The sequence below is a fragment of the Amycolatopsis keratiniphila genome (assembly GCF_000400635.2).
GTDB lineage: Bacteria > Actinomycetota > Actinomycetes > Mycobacteriales > Pseudonocardiaceae > Amycolatopsis > Amycolatopsis keratiniphila.
On the sequence record NC_021252.1, the window covers coordinates 6180012 to 6199500 of the forward strand.

The 19489-nt window shown below is 66.6% G+C and carries 12 protein-coding genes; 6 read left to right on the top strand and 6 right to left on the bottom strand.

The features are described 5' to 3' along the window. Window positions 1-60: 60 nt before the first annotated feature. From AORI_RS68290 to AORI_RS68300, 3 genes are read right to left on the bottom strand one after another with little or no spacing between them, the layout of a single operon-like run. A complete protein-coding gene (locus tag AORI_RS68290) occupies window positions 61-408 on the bottom strand; it encodes a WXG100 family type VII secretion target (protein ID WP_016335782.1) in 348 nt (115 codons plus the stop codon). Window positions 409-464: 56 nt separating this feature from the next. Continuing rightward, window positions 465-3002, bottom strand: a complete 2538-nt coding sequence (locus AORI_RS68295) for a hypothetical protein (protein WP_016335783.1) — start codon at window positions 3000-3002, stop codon at window positions 465-467. 56 nt (window positions 3003-3058) lie between these two features. Beyond that, window positions 3059-5458, bottom strand: a complete 2400-nt coding sequence (locus AORI_RS68300; RefSeq protein ID WP_016335784.1) for a right-handed parallel beta-helix repeat-containing protein — start codon at window positions 5456-5458, stop codon at window positions 3059-3061. Window positions 5459-6002: 544 nt separating this feature from the next. On the opposite strand from AORI_RS68300, the gene AORI_RS68305 reads away from it, so the two are divergent. Further along, the gene (locus AORI_RS68305; RefSeq protein WP_016335785.1) at window positions 6003-7409 is read left to right on the top strand and encodes a helix-turn-helix transcriptional regulator; all 1407 of its coding nucleotides are present in this window, start codon (window positions 6003-6005) and stop codon (window positions 7407-7409) included. A gap of 322 nt (window positions 7410-7731) precedes the next feature. On the opposite strand, the gene AORI_RS68310 is transcribed toward AORI_RS68305, so the two are convergent. The 3 genes from AORI_RS68310 to AORI_RS68320 all read right to left on the bottom strand — a co-directional run bounded on the left by AORI_RS68310 (window position 7732) and on the right by AORI_RS68320 (window position 13015). Continuing rightward, window positions 7732-9957, bottom strand: a complete 2226-nt coding sequence (locus tag AORI_RS68310) for a hypothetical protein (RefSeq protein ID WP_228688196.1) — start codon at window positions 9955-9957, stop codon at window positions 7732-7734. Window positions 9958-10029: 72 nt separating this feature from the next. After that, complete coding sequence (locus AORI_RS68315; RefSeq protein ID WP_016335787.1) at window positions 10030-10539, bottom strand: SsgA family sporulation/cell division regulator; 510 nt, start codon at window positions 10537-10539, stop codon at window positions 10030-10032. After that, on the bottom strand, window positions 10523-13015 hold the full coding sequence (locus tag AORI_RS68320) for a helix-turn-helix transcriptional regulator (protein WP_228688197.1): 2493 nt from the start codon (window positions 13013-13015) through the stop codon (window positions 10523-10525). Before AORI_RS68320 ends, AORI_RS68315 begins: the two co-directional genes overlap by 17 nt. Window positions 13016-13531: 516 nt before the next feature. Between AORI_RS68320 and AORI_RS68325 the strand changes: the two genes are divergently transcribed. The 5 genes from AORI_RS68325 to AORI_RS68345 all read left to right on the top strand — a co-directional run bounded on the left by AORI_RS68325 (window position 13532) and on the right by AORI_RS68345 (window position 19212). After that, window positions 13532-14974, top strand: a complete 1443-nt coding sequence (locus AORI_RS68325) for an amino acid permease (RefSeq protein ID WP_046199842.1) — start codon at window positions 13532-13534, stop codon at window positions 14972-14974. A gap of 368 nt (window positions 14975-15342) precedes the next feature. After that, window positions 15343-15978, top strand: a complete 636-nt coding sequence (locus tag AORI_RS68330; protein ID WP_016335790.1) for a helix-turn-helix transcriptional regulator — start codon at window positions 15343-15345, stop codon at window positions 15976-15978. Between the two features lie 100 nt (window positions 15979-16078). Then, window positions 16079-16699 carry a helix-turn-helix transcriptional regulator gene (locus tag AORI_RS68335; protein ID WP_016335791.1) on the top strand — a complete coding sequence of 207 codons (621 nt, stop codon included), beginning with the start codon at window positions 16079-16081 and terminating at the stop codon, window positions 16697-16699. A gap of 711 nt (window positions 16700-17410) precedes the next feature. Beyond that, window positions 17411-17587 (top strand): hypothetical protein, encoded by a 177-nt coding sequence (locus tag AORI_RS83715; protein WP_228688198.1) that lies wholly within the window; start codon window positions 17411-17413, stop codon window positions 17585-17587. A 1178-nt stretch (window positions 17588-18765) separates the two neighbouring features. Then, window positions 18766-19212, top strand: coding sequence for a hypothetical protein (locus tag AORI_RS68345; RefSeq protein ID WP_228688199.1), 447 nt, complete (start codon window positions 18766-18768; stop codon window positions 19210-19212). Window positions 19213-19489 lie beyond the last annotated feature (277 nt).

The window sequence follows — 19489 nt, forward strand, 5'->3', positions numbered from 1 at the left end:
CTCCCTTCACAGAAAAGTCACATCACCACAGAAAATTCCGGCTGACTCAGTCGATCAAGCTCAGGATTTATTCTGCTGTTGCTGCATGGATTCCGCCAGTCGGTGATCAAAAGTTTTCGCGTTCTCCTCATCCAAATCACGGAACTCACCGACCGTGGTGTTCACCCCATCGGACAGCTCGCCCACCCCCTTGGAAATATCGCCCAGTCCTTTTCGGACATCTGTCGCATTTTTCACGTAGCCATTGGCGAACTGCTTTCCCGCCTTGTCCTCACCCCAGCACCCCTCGTACCTGTCCAGGGTGTGATTCAACTGTGTCAAGGCAGCCGAGAAATCCGCGTTTTCGGAACGAAGCTTGGCCAGCATCTCCTGCATCCCCGCAGGATCCAGACGAAACTTGTCCGCCATCGTTGTCACCTTTCCGTGATGGAATTCCTGCCTCGGCAGATCTGATGCCCGGCCTGTTATGAAGCCATCGTGATCGCCTGGCCCCTGTCGGCCGTGGACGACGCTTCCTCGCGCCACTCATAGAGCGAGCTCGTCAGGCGGTTCATCAGATCGGGTTCCTCGACCAACCGCAGAGCACCGCGGCGCCGCCGTTCGAGCGCCCGGTCGAGCTTCGCCAGTACGGCCAGATCGTGCTCGTCCAGTTCATCGGAGGCCGGAACGGCTTCATCGGGCCCGAGTTCCCGGAACAACGCCGCCACCCGGGGCACCGTCGGCTCGTCGTCCGGCTCGCCTTCGGCGGGCTCGGTCTCCCGCAGAGCCAGCGCCTTGAACCTCGCACCGGCGAAGAAAACGACCTCGTTCACCGGCTGGCCGATCATCAGCTCCGAGGTCCGGCGGGCCGAAGCGGGCCAGATGAGGACATCGAGATCCGCGTCAGGCACGGTCACGTCGAGATCCATACTGCCGACGAGGAACCCCGGCTCGGTCAGGATCGAGCCCGGCGCGAGCGTGCGCTCGAGCGCCTGCGGGTCCTTGCTCTGGCGGAGCACCGCACGCCGGTGTGTCGGAAGCCGCCGCAGTCCCGACGCGAGGCAGGTGATCTGATCGGGGATCTCTCCAGCGCCTCCACCGCGCACGGCGGTGTGGAGATTCCCGAAACCTCCGCGTCCACGCCCCAGGTACAGACAGACCGCGACGTAGTCGGCCTTGATTCCGGAGTCGGCCTGGCCGCGCATGGACGGCCAAGTCGCCAAAGCCGCGTTCACCGTGGCGAGTGCTTCGCCGTACTCTTCGCCCGCCGCAGCGGTGAAACGAGCTTGCTCGGCCGTCGTGCTGGACCTGTCGGCGACGGCGAGCGCGGTTCCCGGCACCGACCGAGGTTCGGCCGAGGGGCCAGGTTCCCGCGTTTCGGCGGCGATGGCCAGGATCTCCGTGCGGGTCTCTTCCACCACCGGCATGGGCATCGGAGCGGTGTCATCCGGACGTAAGCCGGTGACGGGCGAAGCCTCCAGGCCTGCTTCCCGGTGCACCGGCCTCACGTCCACCGCCGCGAGCTGAGCTTCCGGCCGTGTGGCCGGAGTCGAAGGCGCCTGCGGAACCTCCGCGACCGGCTCCTGCGCGGGGGCGGCGAACGCCGAGCCGGACACCGTCGGTACCGGCGCCGAAGACACCATCAGCGCGGCCGGCATGACCGGCCCGCCCCGCGGACGCGATGCCTCGGCGCTCGGGCGGGCCGTTTCGGCCGTACCCGGCCGAGGTGCGGCCGCCGGGCCGGGTCGTGCTTCCGGTCGCTGAACCGATCCGTCCTGTTCGGACCCCGTCCGCGGAGGTTCGGCTTGCCCTGGCCCGGCAGGGGTGATCCGCTCGGCGACGGCCGGTCCGGGATCGATCAGGTCCAGGGTCCGCTCGTCGAGCCGTCCCAGCAACCGGAGACGGGCGACCTTACGGATCTCCGGAGCGAGTTCGCCGAGCAGCGCTTCCGTGGCGGAAAGCAGATCCGGGCCGATCGGCGTGCCGGGCGATCCCAGGTGCAGCGTCCAGCCTTCGGGGTCGAACGGCAGCGTCGACGCCGCGGGATCACCGGCGCCGGTGCGCAGCACGAGACCTGACGGCACGACGTCGGCCATGACCTGGCCAAGCCTGTATCCGAGGGCGTCACGCCGCTGCCATCCCCGGGGTGGGGCGACGAACTCCAGTACTTCCTGAGTGCCATCTGCACGCTGCAGAAGTTCAGCCACGAAAGGCCTATAGCGCTTCTTGACGTCCACGGGGGAGACTGTCACGGCGACATCACGTCCGAGTGACTTCGCGAATTCGCTCAACCAGGGATGCGCACTGGACACTGTGGACAGTGAAACCAGCTGCATCGGAACCGGCGGCAACTGACCGATCACCGCGGCCACGACAGCGGGCTCAGGCGCGAGATCATCCGCGCCCACGACGATTTTCGCGGCGGCAGGATCGGCGGGCACCGAGAAGGCCACATCGCCGGGAGCCGTTGGACGCCCCTCCGGACGCCGCACCAGCAGACCGGCAGGCACGGGTTCGACGATCGCGCCAGGCAAGTCGGAGGGAGCGCCCGGCATCGCCGTTTCCCAAGCCGGCACCGGATATCGTCGTCCGCCGGGCCGGACGGGCACTCCCGGGCGGAACCGAAGCCATCCCGTACCGCCTGTCCCGTGACCCGCGTAAAGGAACGCACCCGGGTTCGTGACGAAAGCGCCGTCCGGGGCGAAAACCTCGATCTTCAGCGCGTCGGCCAGCGCCTGCGGGACGAACGGATCCCGGCCGAAACCCGGCAGCGCGATCCGGACGGCCCTGACCTCCTCTGTCACCACGGAGCGGTGCAGCAGTGCGGGCAGCGCGGTGACGAACGAGGATTCCCTTGCCGCGGCGGGAGAAACCAGGACGAAAACGTGACCGGCGAGGGGCTCCGGCCAGCCGATGGGATCACCGTGGGCGGCCGCTTCACCGATCCGGCGGACCAGCACATGGGCACCGCGCCGTTCGACGAGGAAATCACCGGCTCCTTGATCCACGGTGCCGTGGTTCATCTTGCCTCCTGCTCGGGCGGTGCGGGTGGACGGGGCGGTTCCCTCGAGCACATGGGTCATCGAGCACCTGGTTCCAGGTCGTCCGCCGTCAGAAGCGTGAGGTCGGCCGCGGTCACCTCGGGGGCTTCCGCGAGGCGTGAGGCCTGTCTGTCCGTCATGCGCTCGAACACCCGTCGGGCGGTCCGGCCGTTGCCGAAGGTGCCATCCTTCGGAATCGCCTCGAAGTAGCCGAGGAGGCTGTCCGCGGCCTCCTCGTCGAGGCGGTAGTCGTGCTTGGCGCATTGGGTCCGGACGATGGTGACGAGTTCGTCCGCCGTGTAGTTGGCGAACTCGATGGTGCGGCTGAACCTCGATTCCATACCGGGGTTGGATTCGAGGAATTTCGCCATCTCGTTGGAGTAGCCGGCGGCGATCACGACGACGTCGTCGCGGTGATCTTCCATCAGCTTGACCAGGGTGTCGATGGCTTCACGGCCGAAGTCGGGCCCGTTACCGCCCGAACCCGAGCTCAAGGTGTACGCCTCGTCGATGAACAGCACGCCGCCGAGTGCGGTGGTGAAGGCCTCCGTGGTCTTGATCGCGGTGCCGCCGATGATCTGGGCGACCAGATCGGCCCTGGCCACCTCGACCAGATGCCCCTCTCGCAGTACACCGAGTTGCGCGAGAACCTGCCCGTAGAGGCGCGCGACTGTGGTCTTACCGGTTCCCGGGGCACCCGCGAACACCAGGTGACGGGCCATCGGCGGCGCCGACAGCCCGGCGTCCTGCCGCCGTTTGGCCATCTTGTTGAGGTTGATCAGCGAGGTCACCTCGCGTTTGACCCCGTCCAGACCGACGAGCGCCTGCAGTTCCTCCAAAGGGTCGCCGGCGGACTTGGGGCGAGCGGGCGCGGTGGCGGCCCCGGGACCCGCCGCTTCGGCCGAGGCGGACGTCCCGAAGGCGTCGGGACGGAGATTGCCGCTGGTGATCAGGTCCAGCACCTCGATCGCCGTGCCTGGCCTGGTCTGCCGCACACCGCTGCCGTGGTTGTCCCGCACCGTGCAGGACGAGACCCGCACCGCTTCTTTGGTCTCGAGCCGGATGCCGTCGGCCTTGCCGCCGGAGAATTCGGATTCGGTGACACTGCCGGACGCGCCTTCGGCGAACTGGCAGCCCATACCGCCGCTGTCGTGCACGCGGCAACGAAGAACCGACAGATTCGCGCCGGCACCGGCCTGGATACCGTCACCACCCGAACCGGTGATCGCGCTGTCCGCCAGCGCCAGCGCGGCGTCGACGACCTCGACCCCGGAGGCCCTGGTGTTCCGCACACTCAGCCCGTTCGCCGTCAGCCGGGAACCGCCCAAGACGCGCAGTCCGACTTCGCCGCCCTCGATCTCGACGTTTTCCATCGTTCCGCGGCCGCCCTCGTCGACCTCGATGCCGGCGCCGTCCGAGCCGAGCACCCGCAACCGGCGGAAGAACGGATCCGCGGCTTCGGACACCCGGATGCCGGAACGTTTGCTCCCGGCGACGGAAAGCTGGTCGAATTCCGGTGTGGAGCGTTCGGTCACCTGGACCCCGATGCCGTCCACGTCCGCGACCTCGCAGTTGGTCATCTTTCCGCCCGAGCGAGCGGCGAAGTGGACACCCCGGAAACCGGTGGCCCGGACGCGGCAGCCGCGCAGTTCGGGCTTGCAGCCCTCGGCCACGAAGATGCCCTCGGCGCCGACGTGCTCGACGGAGCAGTCGTCGAGGTGGACGCTGCCGGTGCTGGCCAGGTAGAACCCGATCCCGTCCCCGGAAGAGACGGACAGCCGCTTGGCCTTCATCGCCGCTTGCTGTTCGACGGCGACCGCGGGCTTGCCCGTACCGGTGATGGTGGTGTCCTCCACGGTCAGGGCGCCGCGGCCGTTGAGGCAGATGCCGTTACCCGCCGCCTTGTCGACAGTGCAGGAACGCATCATCAGCGCGCCGTCGTCGGCGACGACCACGGCGGAGGTGCCCAGGTCGTTGAACCGGCAGGACTCGAGCACTCCCCCGTCGGCGGCGGTGACCACCACTCCAGCCCCGGCGCCATTGCGTATTTCGCAACCACGCATGAGGATCTGGCCTTCGCCGGAGGCGAAGACCGAGGACCAGCCCGATCCCTCCAGCGCGCATTCGGTGAGACTCAGTTGCCCTTGCGCCACGAAGACGGCCGGGTTGTCCTTGTCGGTGGACACTACCGAGATGCCGGACAAGGCGGCGGACGAGGTGGCCGCCGAGACCGCGACGCCGGATCCGGTCAGGATGGTCACCGTCCCGATGCCCTCTTCGGCGGTGATGGTCACCGGCTTGGACAGCACGATGTTCTCGCTGTACCGGCCGGGCGCCACCACGATCAGGGCGCCCTCAGGGGCGCCGGCCACCGCGTCGCCGATGCGCCGGTAACCGTGCCCCGGCGTCTGCGTGACCATGATGACGTTCTGGCCCACGTTCCGGCTTCCTCCTTCGACCATCGTCCGACCTGTCCCGAGTGCAGAACTCAAGAGCATCACTGATGCCTCAACGAATTCTTTATTCGACGATGGCGTCAAACCCGATCGAACACACGAAGGGCGGCAACGCTGGGGAACTTCGGGCAACAACTCGGACGAAACCACCTGGTGTGTCCTGCCCTCGGCACCGAGAGCGGGGCGCCGGGGGCTGGAGGACCCGAGGGTGCCTGAGGTGGAGTCCCGCGCTGCCACGGGCCGGGACGCCGCACTCACCGCGAGCGAGCCGACACGCGTTCGGCCGTCCCGACGGAGGTACGGTCATCGGTGAGCCTGGGAACCATCCCCGAGCGGCGCGTTCGAAAGCGCAACGGAGCAGGTGAGACGTTCAGGACGTGACTACTGGGGTTCCGGTGGAGCCAGAGAAAGTACGATGGAAGCAAGGTCACCCTCCGTCACGAGCAGGGAACGACCCGAAGCGACCATCCGGACGGCGTGATCACGCCGTCCGGTGTACGAACGAGTGGAGAGGACGGTGGCCGGGATGACCGAACTGGACCAGCCGCATGACGCCGCAGCCGCTCTCGAAGCCCTGGAGGCCGCACGAATCGAGCGGGCGAGGTTGGGCGAACTGGGCCGGTGGAGCGAAGCCGGCGAAGCCGCGCTGGGTACTTTGCGCCAGGTCCTCTCCTGTGCCTCCCCCGACATCGTCGGACCAGACCTGGGTGGGCTGGTCTACGTGGCAGGCAGTCCCCGGCCCGGTATCCAGCATTCCGCCAGGCATGGGCACCCGGTTCCACCGGAACGCCTGAGCGCCACTCAAGCGATGCAGCTGGTGAATCACGGAACGGAACCCCAGCTCGCGGCCGAACTCGCACACCAGGCACTGAAGTCTTTCAACTGGCGCGATGTCGGCAGCTTCTGGTACTCCATCCTCACCCTCGTCTATCTCGACGAGGGCGAGGCGGCTCAGTTCCACCTCGACCGCGCGACGACGCGCTCGGGATGGGCGAAATCCACCGCGGTGCCCGTGTTACGGGCTCGGGTCGCGGCCGTCAACGGTGACCCTGTCACCGCCGCCGAGCTGCTCGTCCCCTTCGTCACCCAGGGTGGCCCGGACCAGTTCACCGAGGTCGCGGTGGCCTGGGCCATCGAAGCGCTGGTCGAGCTCGGCGAGCTCGATCGCGCGGACGACCTGCTGCGCGGACACTCCCTCAGCGGCGGTCTGGAAGCCGTCTTCGATCGTGCCGAAGTGCTGGCGGCGCGCGGTCTTCTCAGCATGGCGATCGGAAACCCGGAATCGGCCTACGACGACTTCATCGCGTGCGGCCGGGAACTCGCCAGGTGGGGCGTCACCAATCCCGCCGTCATCCCGTGGCGGTCAAGGGCGGCCCTCAGCGCCGCCGCGACCGGGCGCGCAACCGTCGCTCTCCCACTGGCCGAGGACGAACTCAGCAGCTCACGACGCTGGGGCACCGCTCGCGCGATCGGCACCGCTTTGCGCGCCGTCGGCCTCGTGGACATCGGGGGAAGGGACATCGACCTCTTGAAAAAAGCGATCGACGTGCTGGCCCGAAGTGGCGCGCGGAGCACTCTGATGCAGGCTCGATACGAACTCGCCGTCAAACTCAAAATCGAAGGTCGTCACGACGAAGTCCAGCTCGCCCTACGGGACTTCCGGGAAACAGCGGTGGCGACAGGCAACGAATCGTGGATCGAGCGCGCCGACGACACGATGCGACGATGGTCCGAGACCGGTGATACCGCGAAGGTGTCCGTGAAAGAACGCAAGGTCGCGAACCTCGCCCAGGCGGGGCTGAGCAACGGAGAGATAGCCAAGCGCTTGCACCTGACCACATCCACGGTGGAATTCCATCTTTCCAACGTCTACCGCAAGCTCGCGATTTCCGGCCGAAGCGAGCTGAGGTCCATTCTGGTTCCCATTCTGTAGGCCGCCGGCCCCCAGCCGATCACTCTTCACCTGGGAGCTTCAGCCGGAAGCCGTCGCACCAGGCCACTGAGCGGTGCCGTACTCGGCGCATGAGCGACATCCCCGCGCCGTCACGGCGAGCACCTGGAGGTCGTTCGGCGCGATGCTCCGCGCAGACTCGATCTCCGGACGGGGCAGACGACAGGAGCCTCGACTTGACCAGGACACCAACCGACAGGCAAATGTCCGTTTGATACATATTAGTGCGGTTTCGATGGGGGTCGTGAGACGCCCGAATCGGGCACATTCATCTCGCGGGACCCTGGATCCAGGCCCCGCCTGGTCAAAGCTCGTTCCTTCGGCTGGGCGGGTCCGCGATTCCGGGGACCCTGCCCAGGCGCACGATCCTGGCCTCACCAGGTCGCCGTGACTTCGCCCTGTCCGAGCGGCGAGCGAACCGCCGCAACGACGACCGGATGAGATCGTCCCGGGCCTTGGCCGCGGCACCGCCACCTTCCCCGGATTCCGACTCGACCATTTCGCGCATCAAGATACGTCCTCGCTCCTTCTCGGTGGGCTCGACGACCTCGATCACCTTGAAGACCGTGCCTGGCAAGAAGACCACCCGATGTGGAAGGCCTTTGTCCTTCGGCTCGATCAGCGCGGTCAGCCGCCCGGTGACCGACCAGACGACCAGGTCCGTCGAACCATCCGCTGCCTCCTCCGGCACGGTGAGCAGGTTGAGGAAGCCCCACTCCCGCAACACGGGATTGCCACGGAGCAGTTCCCACACCCCCGGCACGGGGCTCACGACCGTCGCCGCGACGTTGCGATGCACCGGCAGCTTCTGCAGACCAGCGGCCACACAACGGGCGAAATCCACGTGCGGGCCCTCCACGCCCGCACGCAATCCCCCATCGACGTCGGGATCGTCGCCGGCCAGGTACAGTCCGGCCGCCACCGCCTCGGCAAGGCCACCGTCCGACATGGGCCGATTCGGTGAGAAGCGACGCCAGATCTCCAAGACCTGTTCCGACAGCCTGTCGAAAGCCTCCTCGCGGCCCGCACGGACGAGCTCCTGGTCAGGGGCGAAGCCGGGGATGAGTGGCCACGCACGCAGTTCCGGTCGCGGCGTGGCCTGGACGGCCACGAGTTCGTGTTCCGGCCGCGGCCCGACCTCCGGCTCCCGCGCCGGAACGGGATCCGCTTCGGCCGGCTCCGTATCCTGGCCGCCGAGTTCCACCGGAAGATAAGGCACCTCCGCCGCCGCGGGCTCCGCGACCGCGGTCTCCTTCAAATGCTCGCGCAGGAGCCGGGAAAGCCGCGGCAACGGCGTGAGCGGCGCGGTGAGATCGGCCGCGAACGGAAGCTCCGCCCGCCGCGTTTCCGGCGCGGCGGGGACGGGGAAGAGCTTCGCCCCTGCCCGGGTCGAGCCGTCCAGCCGGTCGAGCAGATTGGCGACGAGCGCGTCGTGCCCGTCGACGGCGGGGTCGTGGAAAATCAGGATGGACCCCGGGTCGCACGGCATCGTCCGGACTTCGGTCGCCATCCCGGGCTCACGGATGGTGCGGAGCCACAGTCCGGCCTGAACGACCTCGACGACCGCATCCCCTTCGTACCGGTAAACCCCGGGCCCGACCTCGATCAGGCCCTTGAACGGCACGCGGCCCCGGCGGATCTGCGGTGCGGCGGCCTTCGCCGAGCCGCGCCGTGGCGAGAAGACGATCTCCTCGGCGAAGGTCCGCAAGCCATGTGAGCCGTCCTCGCGCAGGGTGAGGAATTTGGGCGCCTCGGACGTTCCCACCGGGAGACCGCCGTAAAGCACGATCTCTTCGCCGAGAGCGTCCGCCAGTGCGTGCCCGAGCGCGGTGCGCGAAGGGATCCGGACGTCCCCGAAGCTCAGAAAACGAGTCTTCGCGCGGGTTTCCGGAGGTACGACGGCCCACCACTCGGCGACGTCGTCCAGCGCGAGTGGAGGTATCCCATGTCCGCCGAGTACGACAGTCAGGTCACGGGGACGCATGGTGAGCCATCGGGACAGCTTCGCGCGGTCGGCCTCCAGCCACCGCGGTGGACCGTCGGGACGCAGCCAGACTCCGGCGGGCAACGGTTCGACGACCGTGGCCTGCCCTGCCCGCTGGACGTCGGTGGTGGCGGGGCCTTCCCACTCCGGTTCGGGGAAACGCCTGCCGAGCCGAGCCGGTTCCCTTCCCGGCCCGCAAGCGACCCAGCCGTTGCCTTCGAAAGGAGGCAGGAAAGACAGGCCGGACGCGTTCGCGAGGACCACACCGTCGGGGTAGACCACCGTCCGGCCGATCCGATCCGCGAGCTTCTGCGCGGTGGCGAGGCTGATGGCCCCGGCATCCTGCGAAGGGATCAGCCGAACAGGCCGTACCTCCTCGCCGAGAGCGGTCCCGACGGCCTCTCCGAGAGCAGAGCCTCCGGTGTCAGGCTGGTCCACGACGACAACGACGTACTCCGGATCGGCCGGCATCGACGAGGCCAGTTCCCGGGCCGGCGCGGTGATCGCATCCGGTCTGTGCACGACCAGTGACGTGCCGATGCGCACGCACGCCACTTGTGACTTCCGTCGGCCGAGGCGTGGCATTTTGAGGACCGGCATCGGGTTCGCCTTTCGAGGTCAGGATTCGGGGAGGTCATCACAGTCTTCGGTGAACAGCCGCGCGATCGACGCGTCGATCTCCATCCACTCCATTTCCCGGCCGAAGGGCACCACCGCGGCCGTACACCCGATGAACGCCGCCAATTGACGACAGCAGCCGGTCAGTTCCGCCCGGCCGACGGGGACTTCGAGGTGGATCCACACGAGTCCGGGATCTTCGTCGTCGGGATGAATCCGGACGTCTCCGTCACCCACCGGGAACACCAGGCCTTCGACGAGGAGGTCACGCCCGAGCACCCACTCGGCCGGTTGGCCCCCGGCGCGTTGGAAGGACAGGGTGACCGCCAGCGGATCCCTGGTGTCGTAGGACAGGTTCGTCTCGATCGCGATCGCTTCGCCGAGGTGGGACCTCAGCGTGAAATCCGCTCGGTGGCGATGAACCGAGTGGCGGGGCGGCAACCCGCGTCCGGCGTCCTCGGCGGGAAGCCGGCTCCGGCGGCAGCCGGACTCCTCAGGCACCGACGGCATCTGCTCGTCGCCCCAGATTCGACGTCGCCAAGCCATACCTGGTGCGGCAACCCGCTTTGGCGAACAATCTCGTCAGATGTTTCTCGACCGTCTTCTCGCTGATCCGGACCGCGCGGGCGATCTGCCGGTTCGTCCGACCGGTGCGTACCAGTTCGAGAATCCCTGTTTCGATTTCCGTCAGCGGTTCGCGACCGGGCACTTCCCCGCCGCCGGCCTTCTTCGACCGGCGATCGGCGGGAAGCCGGCCGATCTCGGCCAGCACCCTTTCCGTGGAGGCGGTTTTCGTCTCCTCGCCATTCGGCTGGGAACGTATCAAGGCGACCATCTTGCAGGTATACGAAGATCCCTTGCCGGCGAACCATTTCTCCGCGGCGTCGACGACCTCGTCGAGCATGGGATCCCTCTTTTCGTGGCGGGCGAGCCGGAGGAACAGCCGCGCGGCACCGACCTCGTCGTCGGACTCGAAGTGGGTTCGCAGGGCACGCCAACCGGACTCGAAAGCCTCGCGGTCGTTCCCGGTCTCCGCGGATGCTCCGATCTCCACCCAAGCCCGCAGCAGGGGAAGGTGGCCGTTCTCGGGCACCTTGGCCAGCCAGTCGGCCGCGCGGCGGAGTTCGTTCCGACGCCCGAACACTTCGGCCGCGAGCAGACGGGTGTGTTCGCGGACCAGCTCGTCCACTGAAGCGTGTGCTTCGAGCTCGTACACCGCGTCCAGCACGCCGGTCCAGTCGCCCTCCGCGTACGCGATCCGCGCGCGGTGGTGCGCGGCCACCGGCCCGGCCGACGGAGTCCGGTAGTCCCGGCCGAGCACCGCACGGAACACCGGCACGAGATCGCGAACGGCGCAGGCTTCGGTGACTTCTTCGCAGGGAAGATCGCCGCGCCGGCCCGGGTGGCACGCCGCGAAGCTGACCTGACGCCAGATCGGCAGGAGGGACAACTCCACGTCCTCCGGCACGATCCGTCGGCCGGCGAACCACCGGTCGGCGAAATTCAACGTCACTTCGTCACCCACCAGCATGTCCCGCACCTGCTGGGGCACCGGCCGCCCGAGGTGCACGGCGGACAGGACCGCAGCCACCGCGAGTTCGGCGCGTTCGCCCGCTCCCGGGCGGTCGGCCAGCGCCTCGTGGGTGAACCCCTCCAGCGTCGCGTAGTCGGCGGTGCGAACCAGGTGACGGAAGAGCTCGGTTTGACGGCCGGCCCGGTCGGGTGTGCGGCCGGTGTGCCACCAGATCGCATGAAGATACGCGGTGCGCTCCACGGAATCGGCGGCAAGAGCGGACTCCGAGGAGCGAAGGAGGCCGACGTAGTCCCCGCAAACCGGCATTTCGCTTCCCGCGGCGGCGATGTGACTCGCGAGCGGTTGCCGGTACGGCCCCGTCACCTTGCCTGCGTCCAGCATGCCTTCGGCGACAGTGCGGTGCAGCTTCCGCACGTCCAGCCCACCCTGCTCCATCGCCGCCCCGATCCCGGGCACCCGGCACCGGATCCGGCCGTCCGGATCGCAGTCCAGCAACCCGGCCTGGATCAGCGCGTCGGTCGCCCGGCCCGCGATCCTGCCCGGCTGATCACCGACTTCGAGGTAAGAAGTCTCCTCGATCAGGAGCCCGGGAGTGCTCGCCGCGAGCAGTACCACACGCCTTCCGATCTCCCCGAAGCTTTCGATCACCTCGGAGAAAGGGTGGCCGGCCGGCACCGCGATGGGCGCTTCCCCCGCACGCAGGTGGGCGAGACCGTCGACGACTTCGAGCTTCTCGCCGCGACGCAACTCGCTCACCGTCGAGATCATCGAGGCAGGATGCCCCCACAGCGGTCCCAGTGCCCAGTGGACGGCCTGCTCCAGGGCCGGCGTGACCCGCATGCCCGTCGCGCGCCGCAACAGGGTGGAGGCCTCATCCGAGGAGAGCGGGCCCAGCTCGATCGTCCGGCCCTGTGTCCCGCGGAACGGGTCCGCCCGGCCGGACCGCGGCGTGCGATACGAAGCGATGACCCGGTGGCCCGCACGGTGCATCGGCGCCACTGCGAGCACGGGATCGGCAAGGTGGTCGATCCCGTCCAGCACGACCGTGACCGGCGCTGTCGTCTCGAGACGGGTGAACAGCGTGCTCATGGCGTGCAGCAGGCAGAAGCGCGACCACGGATCGGCGTAGGCCTCTTTCGTGCACGAAGTACTCACGCGTTCGAGGGACTCCGGAAGGCGGGGATCGGTTGCGAACTGCTCGTACTGCTCGCGGATCGCCGCCAGCACGGACCGGAAACCGAACAGGTCCCACTCCGGCCGTTCCGCGGGGAAAGACACGCTGAGCACCGGGGCCCCGCTGTCGACCAGCGTCCGGCGCACCTCGTCCAGCAACGCCGACTTACCGGCGCCCGGAAGACCGGACACCACGGTCGGGCCGGCGGCACAACGGTCCTGGACGATGGTCGCGAGTTCCGCTCTGCGCCCCACCAGTCCGCCACGTCGTCGCGCCATTTCGCCATCCCTCCGGCCTCGGCTTCTCTGGAATGCCGTCGATTTCAGCAAGCGGGACTCAACGAATTCTTCATCCGCGCCGCTCCGACCGTCTTCGGACAGAGGAGAGCGACGACCACGGGCAGATGACACTGAGCAGGGGCCTGTGGTCTTCCCACCGGGATGACTCCCGGCCCCTGTGCTGGGCGTCACATCACGGCGCCTCCCGTGGCGAACTCACGACAATCGACCTGACCTCGCGCGGATTTCCCCGAAACTCCCGGAATGCGATCTGGCTCACTATGCCCACATCAAATCTTCCTTAAATCGAACTCAACAGTAGTTCAAGTGGTTCCCGGAATAGCGCCGTCTGTTGTCCAGAAGTTCAAACTGAGTGCAGCTTCCATTGACCGGAACTCTCGCCGTCAGCACAGTTCCCCTCGCGAGCCCACTGACGCGCTCGCCGGCTTGACGCCTTCGAAGCTCTGTGGGGGGGCGTGGCCGTCCGCCATCACAGGACATGAGGCTGAAATCCTGATGCGACCTTCAGAAACAGAGGAAGTGGCCACTGCAGGCGTGTCCCACGACGCCGGCGATGAGGGCTACAGCAAGTCTTTGAAGCCAAGGCATATCAGCATGATGGCGATCGGTGGCGCCATCGGCACAGGTCTGTTCCTGGGCGCCGGCGGTCGGCTGAACTCGGCGGGTCCCGCCCTCGCGATCGTCTACGCCATCTGTGGCGTGTTCGCCTTTTTCGTGGTCCGCGCCCTCGGCGAGCTGGTACTGCACCGCCCCTCATCAGGCGCTTTCGTCTCCTACGCACGGGAATTCCTGGGTGAAAAAGGCGCCTTCGTCGCCGGGTGGATGTATTTCCTGAACTGGGCGACGACCGGTATCGCCGACATCACCGCGATCGCGATCTACGCGCATTACTGGGCGATGTTCTCTTCCATTCCCCAATGGATCCTTGCCTTGATCATGCTGGCCGTCGTGCTGGCGCTGAACCTCGTCTCGGTGAAGATCTTCGGCGAGATGGAGTTCTGGTTCGCCATCATCAAGGTCGGCGCCGTGGTGGTGTTCATGGCGATCGCGATCTTCCTGCTGGTCACCGGTACGCCGGTCGACGGACATACCCCAGGACCACAACTGATCGCGGATGGCGGCGGCATCATGCCGCACGGTCTCCTGCCGCTGGTGCTGGTCGTCCAGGGTGTGGTGTTCGCTTACGCGGCGGTGGAGCTCGTCGGTGTCACCGCGGGTGAGACCGCCGAGCCTGCCAAGGTGATGCCGAAGGCGATCAACTCGATCATGTGGCGGATCGGCGTGTTCTACGTCGGATCGGTCGTGCTTCTGTCCATGCTGCTGCCATCGGACGAGTACCGCGCCGGCGAAAGCCCGTTCGTCACCGTCCTGTCCAGCATCGGCGTCCCCGCCGCCGGCGACGTGATGAACCTCGTCGTGCTCACGGCCGCCCTGTCCAGCCTGAACTCGGGCCTCTACGCCACCGGCCGCATCCTGCGTTCGATGGCGAAGACCGGTTCCGCCCCCGGATTCACCGGCGTGATGAACAAGAGTCAGGTGCCCTATGGCGGCATCCTGCTCACCGGTGGCGTGTGCGTCCTCGGTGTCGGCCTGAACTACCTGGTCCCGGCCAGCGCGTTCGAGATCATTCTCAACTTCTCCGCGGTCGCGATCGTCGCCACCTGGAGCTTGATCATCATCTGTCACCTCGTCTTCGTGAAGCGCTCGAAGGCGGGCCTGGTCGAACGGCCGGGTTACCGGCTGCCGTGGACGCCGGTGACACAGTACGTCACCCTCGCCTTCCTCGCGTCCGTGCTTGTGCTGATGTGGTTCGACGAAGGCGCGGGACGGGTGACCCTGCTGTGCCTGCCGCTCATCGCCGCCGCCCTGATCGTGGGCTGGTTCACCAGCCGACGTAAGCGGCACGAACTCGCCGGGGTGCACGACGACGCGGACTGACCGGATGACAGTCCACGTGGGCCGTGCCGCCCCTCAGCGCGGCGGCACGGCCCACGGGGCCATCGGGTGATGCGGGAAGCCAGCAGCAATGATCACACTCCGTGACCACTGAAGGGGTCGTCAGAGTCTTCGAGGCAAGAAGGAGCTCCGAAGATCCCTCGCCTGCGTCTCGGAGCGGCGAAGGCGTTGATCAGCGGTCTAGGCTTCTCACCAGGCACCCGACCGAGCAGGGGTAACGAAACGACCTGCGGGTTTTCGCTCCCGGCACAGCGTGACGATCAAGGTCGCGAAGGGTAATAGAGCGATTATTAAGTAGTCACCGTCACTCTTCTTCACGTCCCGAGATGGACGGGAGAGGAGTTCGTACCGTGGCTGCGGTTAAAGTCCTGGTGCACGCGAGTGACGAGTTCACCGAGGCCGGAGTGAAGGCCATGCTGGGTGCCGGCGAGCAGTTCCGGCTGCTGATGGACACCCGAACGGAAACTCCCGATGTCGCCTTGGTGGTCGTGGACGGAGTGGTGGGGAGCAGTACCTTCGCGTTCCTGCGTCAGTTCCAGGGCACCGGTGTCACGTCGGCACCGCGCGCGGTGATCGTCGCCGATCGGTTCCGTGCGGAAGACCTGCTGGTCGCCGTCGAGTGCGGAGTGACGGCGTTGCTCGCCCGTAACGAGCTCAAAGAAGGCTCCTTGGCTTCGGCGGTACTCGCGGTGAGCCGCGGCGCCGCGCTGATGCCGCACCGGCTGCAGGGCATTCTTCTCGACCAGCTCACCCAGCTCAGGTTCCAGGTGCTGGCGCCGGCCGGCTTGACGCTCTTCGGCTTCGAAACGCGCGAACGTGATGTCCTCCAGCTGATCGCCGAGGGCTACCAGACCGACGAGATAGCGAAAAAGCTCACCTACTCCGAGGGAACGGTCAAGAACGTGCTGTACGGGCTGATGAACCGGCTGAGGCTCAACACCCGTTCGCAGGCGGTCGCCTATGCCATGCGGGTGGGATTGATCTGACCAGCCACGCTGGAAGCGGCGTCGCTGTGAAGTAGTTGCACAGGTGCTCGAGTTACGGCCGGCGCCCCGATGAAGGTCGCGGCCATGGTGGAGGGTCGAAATGGAACCGATACGGGTAGCCGTCCAAGCCACGGATTCGATCACGCAGACCGGGTTGGCGAGCTTCCTACGGACGCGCTCCGAGGTGGCGGTGCTCGATGTCGACATGGTGACCGAGCAGGACGTGCTCTTGGTCCAGGCGGACCGGATGACTCCACAGATCGTTGCGAGCCTCCGCCAGGGTGACCTCGCGATGGTTCCCAAGGTTTTGCTGGTCGGCGACCTGCGGGAGAACGACGTCCTCAGCGCTGTCGAGTGCCGCGTGGTCGCGGTTCTCCCCAGGAGCCGCACGTCTGGTGACCGGCTGCTCGAGGCCATCGTGGCGGCGGGTTCCGGACGCGGCCTGATGCCCCCGGACCTGCTGGGCAAGCTGCTCGACAGCGTACGCCGGCTGCAGCACGACGTGCTCTCCCCGCGGGGGTTGAGCGCCGCCGGTCTGACCTCGCGGGAAGTCGACGTCCTCCGGCTCATGGCCGATGGCTGGGACACCGGTGAGATCGCCGAAAAGCTGTGCTACTCCGAGCGCACCGTCAAGAACGTGATCTACGAGCTGACCAGCAGGCTCAACCTGCGCAACCGGCCGCACGCGGTCGCCTACGCCATGCAGGCGGGAATCATCTGATCCGGTGAGACGGTGCCGTTCTCCCTCGACGACGTCGACCATGAGATCGGCCCCTCCGGGCCCTTGGTGATCAGCTCACGCCTGCCGGGTACCCGGAGCTGGGACATCTCCCCATTCCCCAGTGAGCAGATCACCGAATTCGCCTACGTCCGAGGCAGTTTCGGTGGCTCTCGTGTGGCGCAGGCTTCCACGCCTCTTCCCTGGTCGATACATATAGCGGGGTAAGGCAAATGTGGCGTGCCGGAGTCGCAGGCAGGAGCAGGACTCGCAGACTGTCCATAAAGGACGTTTTCTGCGGCGACAGTGCCCGAGTTTAGCGATTTGCCCGGTTTGGCCAGGGGGTCGTGAGTGATAAAGAGGGTTAGAACCCTACTTGCCACTCACGACCCCCTCGCCAAACCGGACATACGGCCTTAAACTAGGCAATTCATCGCCGGAAAAGTGTCCCCTGTGGACGATCAGAGCGCAGCTGACTCTGTCGGCCGGTCCAGAACGACAGCCAGGAAGGCCGACTCTCAGCCTTGACCCAGCGAAGGGGCCTTCACCGCAGAGACTCGGTCACCCCACATTGACTCACCCCTCAATAAGCCGCATGCCGATCCCGGTTCTTCAGCACCGGTGCGGATCCTAACGATCGGACAGTGCGAATCGGTTCAGGTCGACTCCCCGCATGAGGTCGAGCGCCGATCGGAGCAACCGTTCCGCGGGTTCGTGATCACATCGCTCGGACGCACGAAGGGCCTCGGCGGCTTTCGTCAAACCGACCATGAGATCCACGCGCTGCTCTTCGTCCTGTACGTCATGCGCTCTGGAGGTGACCCGCACCAGCCGATCGACACACTGATCCAGCAGACTGGCCAGTTCCAGGTGCGGCAGCAGGACGCCTAAGGACCCGGACGGGGCGCCGCCCACCGGCGGAATCCGCTTGCTTTCCGCAAACCGATTGCCGAACCCCTCTGATCTCACGATGACTCGCTCTCATTGATGTCGATGTGACAGCCTGCTTCAAACCCTCGTCTCGGGGTGACATTTGCCGCTTTCCCGAGGTCGATGAGCCGCCCGCAGCACAAATGTCATTTCAGGATAGCAGAGCGAGAACACCCTGAGCGCACGAACAGGTCGAGTCAACCTAAATCGTGAATCGTTCACCCGAACGCGGTCACCTCTTATGTCGATACAAAATCTCGATTCTCCGATGGCCGCGGATGCGTCACGCGGCCCCCAGCGGAAGCCTGCGGGCCGGCCGTCCACCCCACCCGCGCCACGGCTCAAACAGCGCTGAGCACATCATTCCTTCGGCGCCACCAAGGTTTCCCGGGCACAGTTCACCTCCCGGGTCGATCGCCGAGACCGTGACGGACCAACGGCCACCCGTGCGAACCCGCCGGTACCGAACATTTCCCGCCGGCGATTTCGTCCTCCTCATACGTTCACCGAAACGAAAGCATCGGACAGAGGCGAGACGAAGGGAATTCGATCGCGCGCTCGATACAGGCCGCCGCCCGCGATCCATTCGGCGTCATGGTCTCGTCCGCACCATTCCCGAAGACCACCTCGGCGCACCGCCCGGCGACCACCTCCATTACCGGAACGGATCGCATCTTTCCCGCAAGCGCCGGACGAGATCGCAAACCGCTCATGGCGCAACGCGGGCCCCGCGTTCACTCATAGCGCCGAGACGGCCACCCGGCCTCGCCGCCCATCCGAAAACCGGAAAGCCGGCATCCCCGATGTTGGACGCAGGACCGGGCCTGTGTCCGACACCACACCTCTGACTTCACGCCGCCAGGCTCAGTCTCCTCGCGTCGCGAGCATCCCACCCGTGATCAACCGGCGAATTGGCGCCGCACAAGGAAAGGCAGCGACACGATCAGGGTTGACATTCCCACCCGTGTCACCCGATCGGGTGGAGTCGGCATTTCACCATTGACTCAGATCCACCTTCCGTTCGGAGGCACCTCTCTTCTCCTCGTCCCCGCGACATTAAGAAAGTCTGAAGACCGGGCGGGTTACCTACTTCTCACTCCAGTCCACCGGCCGGACCACACGAGAAAGGTGTGCCCACCATGACGAGTTCCGCACTCTCTTTGGCCGGACCCGGCAGGGACATCCGCGACGCCGCCTTGCGCTACTGGAGCGACTTCGGCTGGCCCGTCAGGACCACCCAAGCCGAAGTCGTACTCTCCCTCCAACCCGACTTGCTCGCCGTGGCCATACCCGCGGGCCGCGGTGCGGCACTGCTCTCGATGCTGGATTCGTCGGGAGCACGCGGCGGAGTGGTGAGCCTGCGCGGCGACAACGAACGGTGGTGGGCCTTCCTCGTCACCCCACCGGAGCAGCGACGGGCCCCGACCTGCGGGGTATGGGTGTTCAGCGAGGGAACGGACATACCCCTCCCCCATGGCCCGCTTCCGGCACACGGCGTCGCCTGGGTACGTGAACCGATCCCTGGCCAAGCGCTCTTCGACGGCGACGTGCTCCTGGACGCGGTGAATGCCCGAACCGGCCCCTGAATCCAGGCATTCGCACAACGAGTGAGCACAGCCGCCCGCGTGGTCGCCTCGCCCCATCGATACCACTCGGCCGTGGGTCCACCGGTCAGCCCGTCGATCAGCGGCGTTTTCGACCGCCGGCCCAGTCCAGAAGCTGAAAGAACTACGGATTCACCGGCGAACCTGGGGTCGAACCACAGTATCTCGGCAGAGCGTTTCGCGCACAGGGCGTAATCGGCAGATTATCCACACAAGCCAGCAAGACCGTTCGGGTGATTCGGATGCTCCATCAGTCAGA